Annotated in this window: 1 protein-coding gene; it reads left to right on the top strand. The window is 44.7% G+C overall.

Translation table 11 applies throughout. The features are described from left to right. Positions 1-295: 295 nt before the first annotated feature. A partial coding sequence (gene fliD, locus R7P35_RS24770; protein ID WP_318093013.1) for a flagellar filament capping protein FliD occupies positions 296-1,288 on the top strand: 993 nt, incomplete at its 3' end.

Below are 1,288 nucleotides of genomic sequence, written 5' to 3'. Positions count from 1 at the left end.
CATAGCAGGAAACACCTAAAGCAGCGCTTTATTAACGGCTTAATCAACACGTCACATTCCTAAAATGAATTAAATATTTTCAGCTTTTTAGTCGCCTTGTCTTATAGGGAAACACTAGATGTTTTCGAGAGGAAGGCGGAACACATAAGGTGGAAAATCTACTTCCTCTCAAATTTAAATAGTATCGCAAGTCAATGTTTTAAAAGCACATTTAAGTTAGGCATGTATCTTGCGATAAGACATACTTTCAAGGCATAGAGTTACGCCAATTACCAATGAGAGAGGGAGTAAGCTCGTGAGTTCAATAGATCCAGCAACCTTTGCAGCCCAGTTCGCGCAGATCGAAATTCAACCTTTTAAACAACGCTACCAACTGCAAACCAATACGTACCAATCTCAGCTATCTGCTCTGGGTAAAGTTGAGAGTGCCATGCGTGAGTTCCGAACTGCGCTCAACGAAATGAACAGCAGCACAAACAGCATCATTAAAAACTCCACCTCCATCTCTCAAGAAGGCTACTTTACTGCAAATGCAGACGCTAAAGCTCTATCGGGTAGTTATCAGATATTCGTCGAGCAAGTAGCAACGTCACACCAAGTTTCTACTGGAATGCCAGCAGATCTAGACGCAACCACTGAAATCCCAAAAACAGGAAATCTTGAGTTCACCATCAACGGTAAAACAATGACGATTGATCTATCAACGGTCGATACCGACGGTGATGGTGTAACGACGGTGAGTGACCTAACGAAAGCGATCAATAACAACAGTGATAACCCAGGTGTAAACGCAACCTTGGTACGCTCAAATGGTCAGACTCACTTCATGCTTTCAAGCACTGAAACCGGCGTCGCTAACCAAATCAACGTGTCCGCAACGGGCACAGGCCAAGCGTGGTTTGAAGATGCATTCACAAACCTTAGTCAAATCAGTGCCCCCCAAGATGCCGTGATCTGGTTGGGTGCAGAGAAAACTGGTCTAAAACTCACTAACTCGAGCAATACGTTTGAAGGTGTTATCGATGGCGTAGACATTACCGTAACCAAGGCTCAGACCTCTGGAGAAACCGCGATTGGTTTAGGTATCGGCGCTGATGACGAAGCAACCAAAGAGCAGCTCAATAAGTTCGTAGACGCCTACAACACTTTGATATCTACAATTGATGAACATACACAAATCGGCAGTGAAGATAAAAAACGCGGTGTTCTAGCTAGCGACCCAACCATGCGCTCAATTGAAAGCCAACTATCAAGCCTTGTCCGAGGCGAGCACGGCGGCATGCGCTTA

This window comes from Vibrio sp. Vb0304, from assembly GCF_033338995.1.
Classification (GTDB): domain Bacteria; phylum Pseudomonadota; class Gammaproteobacteria; order Enterobacterales; family Vibrionaceae; genus Vibrio; species Vibrio alginolyticus.
Note: the sequence above shows the minus strand (reverse complement) of the source record. Positions and strands in the feature narration are given on the sequence as shown.